9 protein-coding genes are annotated in these 7,274 nt (G+C 68.7%); 5 read left to right on the plus strand and 4 right to left on the minus strand.

The window, feature by feature from the left end; translation table 11 throughout:
- Nucleotides 1-853: 853 nt before the first annotated feature.
- The 3 genes from DLJ47_RS22135 to DLJ47_RS22145 form a co-directional block, all read right to left on the minus strand.
- Nucleotides 854-1,141 carry a DUF2277 domain-containing protein gene (locus DLJ47_RS22135; RefSeq protein ID WP_109902350.1) on the minus strand — a complete coding sequence of 96 codons (288 nt, stop codon included), beginning with the start codon at nt 1,139-1,141 and terminating at the stop codon, nt 854-856.
- Between the two features lie 458 nt (nt 1,142-1,599).
- Nucleotides 1,600-2,175: a permease prefix domain 1-containing protein gene (locus tag DLJ47_RS22140; protein WP_109902308.1), complete on the minus strand. Its 576-nt coding sequence runs from the start codon at nt 2,173-2,175 to the stop codon at nt 1,600-1,602.
- Nucleotides 2,157-2,501, minus strand: coding sequence for a PadR family transcriptional regulator (locus tag DLJ47_RS22145; RefSeq protein ID WP_109902310.1), 345 nt, complete (start codon nt 2,499-2,501; stop codon nt 2,157-2,159). The genes DLJ47_RS22140 and DLJ47_RS22145 overlap by 19 nt, the downstream gene beginning before the upstream one ends.
- 85 nt (nt 2,502-2,586) lie before the next feature.
- On the opposite strand from DLJ47_RS22145, the gene DLJ47_RS22150 reads away from it, so the two are divergent.
- The 4 genes from DLJ47_RS22150 (at nt 2,587) to DLJ47_RS22165 (ending at nt 5,525) form a co-directional block, all read left to right on the plus strand.
- The gene (locus DLJ47_RS22150) at nt 2,587-3,576 is read left to right on the plus strand and encodes an ATP-binding cassette domain-containing protein (protein ID WP_109902312.1); all 990 of its coding nucleotides are present in this window, start codon (nt 2,587-2,589) and stop codon (nt 3,574-3,576) included.
- Nucleotides 3,573-4,385 (plus strand): ABC transporter permease, encoded by an 813-nt coding sequence (locus DLJ47_RS22155; RefSeq protein WP_233257947.1) that lies wholly within the window; start codon nt 3,573-3,575, stop codon nt 4,383-4,385. The genes DLJ47_RS22150 and DLJ47_RS22155 overlap by 4 nt, the downstream gene beginning before the upstream one ends.
- Before the next feature lie 85 nt (nt 4,386-4,470).
- Entirely contained in the window at nt 4,471-4,830 is a 360-nt protein-coding gene (locus DLJ47_RS22160; protein WP_109902316.1) for an ArsR/SmtB family transcription factor, read from the plus strand.
- Nucleotides 4,827-5,525, plus strand: coding sequence for a cation diffusion facilitator family transporter (locus DLJ47_RS22165; RefSeq protein WP_109902318.1), 699 nt, complete (start codon nt 4,827-4,829; stop codon nt 5,523-5,525). The genes DLJ47_RS22160 and DLJ47_RS22165 overlap by 4 nt, the downstream gene beginning before the upstream one ends.
- Before the next feature lie 124 nt (nt 5,526-5,649).
- Here the strand turns inward: DLJ47_RS22165 and tnpA are convergent, their stop codons facing one another.
- Nucleotides 5,650-6,066, minus strand: coding sequence for an IS200/IS605 family transposase (gene tnpA / locus DLJ47_RS22170; protein ID WP_109902320.1), 417 nt, complete (start codon nt 6,064-6,066; stop codon nt 5,650-5,652).
- Nucleotides 6,067-6,089: 23 nt separating this feature from the next.
- On the opposite strand from tnpA, the gene DLJ47_RS22175 reads away from it, so the two are divergent.
- A partial coding sequence (locus DLJ47_RS22175) for an RNA-guided endonuclease InsQ/TnpB family protein (protein WP_109902322.1) occupies nt 6,090-7,274 on the plus strand: 1,185 nt, incomplete at its 3' end.

Genomic DNA, 7,274 nt, shown 5'->3' on the forward strand with positions numbered 1-7,274 from the left:
GCGGCCTGCTGCGTACCTTTCGAGGACGGATTCAGCGCGAGCAGTTGGCAGACCGACCTGTACCAAGTCGATCCCACGGCGGGATTCCTTAATAGCCCTCGCTCCAGGGTCCATCACGGCCGAAAAGCTATTTGATCTCGCGTCACCCGCAGCCGTAGAGGAGCTCGATACTCCTGCCGGCCTCCGCCGAGCGGGTCCTCCTGCCGTTTTGGGCGGCGCGACGTGGCGCTTGGGCGCTCAGACCAACCTTCGCGGGACCCTCCCTGGTGAACGTCGACGCCGATCTGATCGCCGCCGGTCTGCTGCTCGAACTCAGTACGGGCCTCGGCAGCAAGCGCCGCTACGGAACATGACAATCTTCGCTGGAAGCGCCGAACGTCATGCAGCTAAGAGGCAAGATCCAACAACTCGCTCTGCCGGCAAGGCGCAGGAGCAGGTTCGCTGGCCGACGGTATGCGATCCTGCTCCCGACCGGCGAGGTGATCAACCCGCCTGCCCTGCTCACGAGGAGCAGGCCGCAGCGACCGCCAACGAGCTCGGCGACGTGGTGAGCGGTTACGGGACGCCGACCCCTGACACAAGCTGAGGATCTACCGGAGCCTCGGGCTACACCTGAGCTAGCAGCCGGAGACACAATCGGTGCGGGCAGACATCGATCCTGCCACGCACCGTTGGATTTCGTTTGGTGTCCGAGGGGCGACACAGACCATTGCCTAACCTCGGATGATGATCGGCAAGACCTTGAAGCTCAACCAAGCTAGTTCGTCGGTGACCTCTTCGCGCCCGCCGACGAGGTCACCGCGCAGGAAGCCATAACCAGAGCAGAGGGGGTGGCCAGTGAGATCGGGAGCCGTCAGCCCGAGGTCGCCGATCGAAGGCCGTACCGTTCGGCCGCACGCGCCTTGGCCTTCGCGGCCTCCACCTCGCGGTCACGGGGAGACGCCTTCGTCACGAGGCTGTCCAGTAGGGTCCGGGTGGCCGCCGTGACAGCGCGGACCGCTTCGGCAAACGCCTCCTCATTGGCCGCGGACGGCCGCGTCGTGCCGCTGATCTTGCGCACGTATTGGATGGCCGCGGCCTCAATCTCATCGTTGGACGCAGGCGGTTCGAAGTTGTGGAGCACGCGAATGTTCCTGCACATGCCTCTAGCATGCCAGGCCGGGCCGATACTGAAAGATGGCTTACCAACGGCGCGCGCATACGCTCTCCTGCCGCTGCCCGAGCAGTCGCCCCGCGTTTGCCGACTCGCTCCGTAGGGCGAGTCGAACACCCTTGCCCGCGCCACGGACCTGCCGGTTCCGGCCTCGATCCGCAAGAAAGAGGTGCCGGTTCTGAGGAAGACGATGACGCGGGCCGCAGCGCCGGGCTCAGCCTTGCCCAGATCCGCGACATCCTCGCCGTCCACGACAGCAGCGAAGCCCCTGCGGACACGTACGCCAGTTGCTCGCACAACAGCTTGACGCCATCGACGGTCGGCTCGCCGATGTGCGTGCCCTGCGCACCGTCGCCCAGCTTCACCGCTCCGCCACCAACGCCGACCAGACACCTGCCCGCCCGAGCAGGTGTGCCGCTACTTGTAGCCGCCCAGCCTGCCGCCCTTCAGTGTGCGCGCCCTGCCGGCAGGGATCGCAGGGTCAAGCCGATGCGAGCCAGGCTGACCGGAACCGCGACGAGCATGGGCCACACCGGGGTCGGGGCGGCAAGCAGGATGGCTGCCACCATCACGACGTCCAGGGCGACGAGGCCGAGCCCGCCAGCGTCCCCGAGGCGGGCCCGGCGATAGCTGTGCCGGCTGGTTGCCGAGGTGATCAAGGTGGCGACGACGGCCAGCAGCGCGATCCCGAGCAGGGCCGCGGCGGGTGGGGGAACCGGCCAATTCCAGGCGTGGGCCACGACGAGGGTGGTGCCCCAGCACACGCCGACGAGGGGACCGGTGGCGAGCAGCCTCCGGGCAGTCCGCCGGCTCGGGGACTGCACGACGAACGCGTGGGCGATCTGGTCGACGCTGCCGAATTCGGTGATCGCCACGCGGGCCGCGTCCGTCGGCGATAGTCCGGCGGCGAGGTGGTGCTGCCAGGTCTCGGTCAGCCCGTCGGCGAGTTCGTCGACCGCGTCGGGGGGCAGGCGGCGGGCTAGGGCGTTGAGGTGGGCGTCGATCAGCTGGTGGCTGGCCACGGCTTGGTCTCCAGCAGCGTGGTGATCGCGCTGGCGAACTCGCGCCAGTTGGTGCGGTCGGCGTGCAGCCGCCGCTGGCCGGCGGCGGTGAGGTGGTAGGTGCGTCGGCGCCGGCCGTCCGCGCTCGACCAGGATCCGGCGATCAGTCCGGCGTTTTCCAGGCGGTGCAGGGCCGGGTAGATGGTGCCGGTGGGTAGGTCGAAGCGGCCGCCGCTGCCCTCGCGCAGGGCCTCCTTGACCGCGTATCCGTGCCGCGGTCCGTCCTCCAACGCGGCAAGGAGCAGCACGTCGAGATGTCCCTTGAGCTCTTGCGCACCGACCTTCATGAGTGGAGCCTATCCGCTCCATAGGTAGTTATGCTACTGTCCGGCCGATAGGTAGTAATCCTAGCTATTGGCGGGTGGGGTTGACATGGATGAGCGGCCTGCGGTCGAGACGCAAGGGCTGGTCAAACGGTTCGGCAAGGTGCCCGCCCTGGCCGGTGTGGACCTGCAGGTGCCAACGGGCGGGGTGGTCGGGCTGCTCGGCCCGAACGGAGCAGGCAAGACCACCGCGGTGCGGATCCTGACCACGCTGCTGCGCCCAGACGCTGGGCGGGCCGCGGTAATGGGATTGGACGTGGTACGTCAAGCGCACGCGGTGCGACGCCTCATCGGCCTGTCCGGCCAGTACGCAGCCGTCGATCCCTACCTGACCGGGCGGGAGAACCTGCGAATGATGGGTCAGCTGTCCGGCCTTCGGCGGGCCGCCGCGCGACGGCGGGCCGATCACCTGCTGGAGTTGTTCGACCTCACCGATGCTGCCGGCCGCACCAGCCGGACGTACTCCGGCGGGATGCGTCGCCGCCTCGACGTGGCCGCCAGCCTGGTCGCCGCGCCTGCGGTGCTGTTTCTGGACGAGCCCACTACCGGCCTGGACCCGCGTGGGAGGCTCGGGCTGTGGCGGCTGCTCGGTGAGCTGACCACGCAGGGCACGAGCATCGTGTTGACCACCCAGTATCTGGAGGAGGCCGACCGCCTGGCCGACACAATCACCGTTCTCGACCGCGGCCGGGTGATCGCCACTGGCACCCCCGACGAACTGAAAGGCCAGGCCGGCGGCGATCGCCTAGAGCTACAGGCACCTCCCGACACCGACCCGCACCTGCTCGCCGCAGCGATGGCGAGTCTTGGTTCGGCGCCGCCAACCGTGGACGTCGAGGCCGGCCGAGTCGTCGTTCCGGTGCCGGATGGGCCGGGAATCCTGCCTGACGTCGCCGCTCGCCTCGCCACGACCGGGCTGCAGGTATCAGACCTCGCGCTGCGCCGTCCCACGCTCGACGACGTGTTCCTCACGCTCACCGGTCAATCCTCGACGGCACCTGCGACATCGGACACCACCATGTCGGGGAGAGTCCGATGACGATGAGTATCCCGCCGGGCAGCGCCGTGCGAACGAGCGGGCATGGTTGGCTGGTGGCCAACATCGCCACGGTCACCGGCCGTAATCTGCGCCGTCTGGTGCGGATACCGACGCTGGTCGCGTTCGCGACCGTGCAGCCGGTGCTGTTCGTCCTGCTGTTCACCTACGCCTGGGGCGGCGCCATCCATCCGCCGGGCGTCTCCCGCTACATCGACTACGCCCTGCCCGGCATCTGGGTCCTCGCCATCGCATTCGGCGCCTCCCAAACCGGCGTCGCCCTCGCTGACGACCTGGCCACCGGAATGATCGACCGGTTCCGGGCGCTGCCGATGGCCCGCTCCGCCGTCCTGGCCGGCCGCGTCGCCGCAGACGCCGTCCGCAACCTCTTCGTTCTCGCCCTGATGACCGGCGTCGGCCACGCGATCGGTTTCCGGTTCCACGCCGGTCCAACCGCGGCGCTGGCCGCGACAGGGCTCGCTCTGGCGGTCGGTGTGGCGTTCTCGTGGATCTTCGCGCTGCTCGGGCTGCTAGTACGCGACCCCGAGTCTGCCGGCATCGGCGGACTCTTGGCTGCCATCCCGCTGATCTTCACCAGCTCCACGTTCGTGCCGTTGTCCACCTTCCCTGGATGGCTGCAAGCCTTCGCTCACATCAACCCGATCACTGTGACCGTCGATGCGCTGCGAGTGTTGTGCCTGGGCGGCTCGACCTCTACCTATGTCTGGCACGCCCTGATCTGGATCGGTGGGCTGGTCGCGGTCACTGTCCCGGCAGCTGTCATTCGCTACCGGCGCACCACCGCCGCTTGAACACCCTCGCCGCCGGCCTCGGCGACCCCGACGATCCAGACCACCCCCAATCGTACGCATCCCGATATGGCGCTATCATCGCCCTATGGCGATCAGTTGTGCTCCTGGGCTGGCTCCTGCCGTGGCGCTGTTCCGATCTCTCGGCGACCCGACCCGGCTGGCGATCCTGCGCCGGCTCGCGTCGGGTGAGGCTCGGGTGGTGGACCTGACCGGCGAGTTGGGGTTGGCGCAGTCGACGGTGTCGAAGCATCTGGCGTGCCTCCGGGACTGCGGCCTGATCGACTACCGGGTGCACGGCCGCCAGTCGCTGTACTCCCTGGCCCGGCCGGAGCTGATGGACCTGCTGCGCTCGGCGGAACAGGTCCTGGCCGCCACCGGTGACGCGGTCGCCCTGTGCCCGGTCTACGGGACTCCGGCCGGCTCTCCAGTGGAGGCGGGGGCGTGAGTGTGTCGCTGCTGACTCCGGAGCGTCGGGCCGTGCTGTCGCGGCGCAGTCTGTGGCTGGCCTACGCCACCGCCGGCTACAACCTGCTGGAGGGCCTGGTCGCGATCGCCGCCGGCGCCGCGGCCTCGTCGACCGCCCTGATCGGCTTCGGCCTGGACTCGTTCGTCGAGGTGTCCAGCGCCGCCGTGCTGATCTGGCAGTTCCGCTCGCGGGTGCCGGAGGATCGGGAGCGGCTGGCGCTGCGGCTGATCGGCGTGTCGTTCTTCGCCCTGGCCGCCTGGGTCACGTTCGACGCCGTACGGTCGCTGCTGGCCGGCGGCGACGCTGACCCTAGTCCGGTCGGCATCGGCCTCGCCGTCGCGTCGCTGATCGTGATGCCGCTGCTCGTACGGGCCAAGCGGCGCACCGGTCAAGAGCTGGGCTCGGCCACCGTCATGGCGGACTCGACGCAGACCCTGTTGTGCACGTACCTGTCCGCGGTGCTGCTCGTCGGCCTGGTCCTCAACGCCGCCTGGGGCTGGTCGTGGGCCGACCCGGTCGCCGCGCTCGTCATCGCCGGGGTCGCGGTCAAGGAAGGCGTGGAAGCCTGGCGCGGCGAGCACTGCGACGACTGCGCGCCCCGCCCGGCCGCCGGCGCGGCTGTCCGCCAGCCCTCGGACTGCGCCGACGGCTGCTGCACCGACGGGAAGGCGTGACGATGGCCCGCCTCGCTCTGCTGCTCTACCTGCTGGGCCTGCTACCGAGATGCGGGCCGGTGCTCCGCTCTTTAGGGCGGGGGTGAAGGCCCGCGTGGGAGGGCCGCCTAGGCTCGGGCGTGTTCTAGGTTGGTCTGTTCTGCTGCTCGATGTATTGGCGTAGAACGGTCAGGGGGGCGCCGGCGACGGACCCGGCGAAGTACGAGGCGGACCACAGCCTGTTGGTCCGGTAGTAGTGGCGTACCAGGTCGGGGAACTCCTGCCGCATCCGTCGCGAGGACACACCCTTGAGACTGTTGACCAGCTTCGACAAGGCGACCTTCGGCGGGAAGTTGACCAGCAGGTGCACGTGCTCGCCCTCGCCGGTGAACTCGACCAGGTCGCACTCGAAGTCGGCGCACACCGCCTGCATGATTTCTTCTAGGCGGGTCAGGTGCTGGTCGGTGAACACCCTGTGCCGGAACTTCGTCACGAAGACCAAGTGGGCGTGCAGGACGAAGACACAGTGCCTACCGGTGCGAACATCCAGGGGGCCAGCCATAGACCAAGGGTAGATTGTCCGATGTGCAGCTTCGTTACAACTTCCGCGTCTACCCGACGCCGGGCCAGCAGATCGAGCTGGCTCGGGCGTTCGGGTGTGCGCGGGTGGTGTTCAACGACGGGCTGCGTCTGCGCCAGCAGGCACGCGAGCAGGGCGAGAGGTACATCTGCGACGCCGAGCTGTCCCGACGGCTGATCACCGAGGCCAAGCTGACCCCGCAGCGGGCATGGCTGGGCGAGGTCTCGGCCGTGGTGTTGCAGCAGGCACTCGCGGACTTGAACACCGCGTACCGGAACTTCTTCAACTCCCTGTCTGGCAAACGCAGGGGCCGCACGGTCGCGCCGCCGCGGTTCCGGTCGCGCAAGGACAACCGGCAGGCCATCCGGTTCACCAAGAACTCCCGGTTCAAGGTCCTCGACAATGGCCGCCTGCGCCTACCGAAGGTCGGCGACCTGCCCGTGCGCTGGTCACGCAACCTTCCGGCGGACCCGTCGTCCGTGGCGATTATCCGGGACGCATCTGGGCGGTACTTCGCGTCGTTCGTCGTGCAGACCACCGACGAAGCGCTGCCGCCGGTCGACTCCGAGGTGGGTATCGACCTGGGGCTGACGCACTTCGCGGTCCTCTCGGACGGCACGAAGGTCACGGCACCGACGTTTCTGCGCCGTGCGGCCCGCAAGCTCAAGCGGTTGCAGCAGGATCTGTCCCGCAAGCAGCGGGGCAGCAGCAACCGCAAGAAGGCCGTCAAGAAAGTGGCTCGGGCGCACGCCCGGGTGGCCGACACCCGGCGGGACTGGCAGCACAAGCTGTCCACGGCGATCATCCGCGACAACCAAGCGGTGTACGTCGAGGACCTGTGCGTGGCTGGTCTCGGCCGTACCCGGCTGGCGAAGTCCGTGTACGACGCCGGGTGGGCCAGCTTCACCGCAATGCTGGAGTACAAGGCCGCCCGCGCCGGGCGGAGGTTCGCAAAGGTCAACCGTTTCGCGCCCACGTCGCAGACCTGCTCGGCGTGCGGCCGGATCGACGGACCCAAGCCGCTCAACGTCCGGTCATGGACCTGCCCATGCGGGGCGACCCATGACCGGGACGTGAACGCGGCGATCAATGTGTTGGCCCAGGGACGCTGGGACAACTCAAACGCCTGTGGAGCGCAGGTAAGACCGGCATCCGTGCCGGCGCCGCGCCGTGAAACAGGAATCCGCCCG

Origin of the sequence: Micromonospora sp. S4605 (assembly GCF_003176715.1) — a bacterium.
GTDB classification, from domain to species: domain Bacteria; phylum Actinomycetota; class Actinomycetes; order Mycobacteriales; family Micromonosporaceae; genus Micromonospora; species Micromonospora echinaurantiaca.

Excerpts from the sequence above, each read along its gene's own strand:
- DLJ47_RS22150 (WP_109902312.1), top strand. The coding sequence starts at position 2,587 with ATGGATGAGCGGCCTGCGGTCGAGACGCAAGGGCTGGTCAAACGGTTC.
- DLJ47_RS22160 (WP_109902316.1), top strand. The coding sequence starts at position 4,471 with ATGGCGATCAGTTGTGCTCCTGGGCTGGCTCCTGCCGTGGCGCTGTTC.
- DLJ47_RS22135 (WP_109902350.1), bottom strand. The coding sequence starts at position 1,141 with ATGTGCAGGAACATTCGCGTGCTCCACAACTTCGAACCGCCTGCGTCC.
- DLJ47_RS22145 (WP_109902310.1), bottom strand. The coding sequence starts at position 2,501 with ATGAAGGTCGGTGCGCAAGAGCTCAAGGGACATCTCGACGTGCTGCTC.
- tnpA (WP_109902320.1), bottom strand. The coding sequence starts at position 6,066 with ATGGCTGGCCCCCTGGATGTTCGCACCGGTAGGCACTGTGTCTTCGTC.
- DLJ47_RS22155 (WP_233257947.1), top strand. The coding sequence starts at position 3,573 with ATGACGATGAGTATCCCGCCGGGCAGCGCCGTGCGAACGAGCGGGCAT.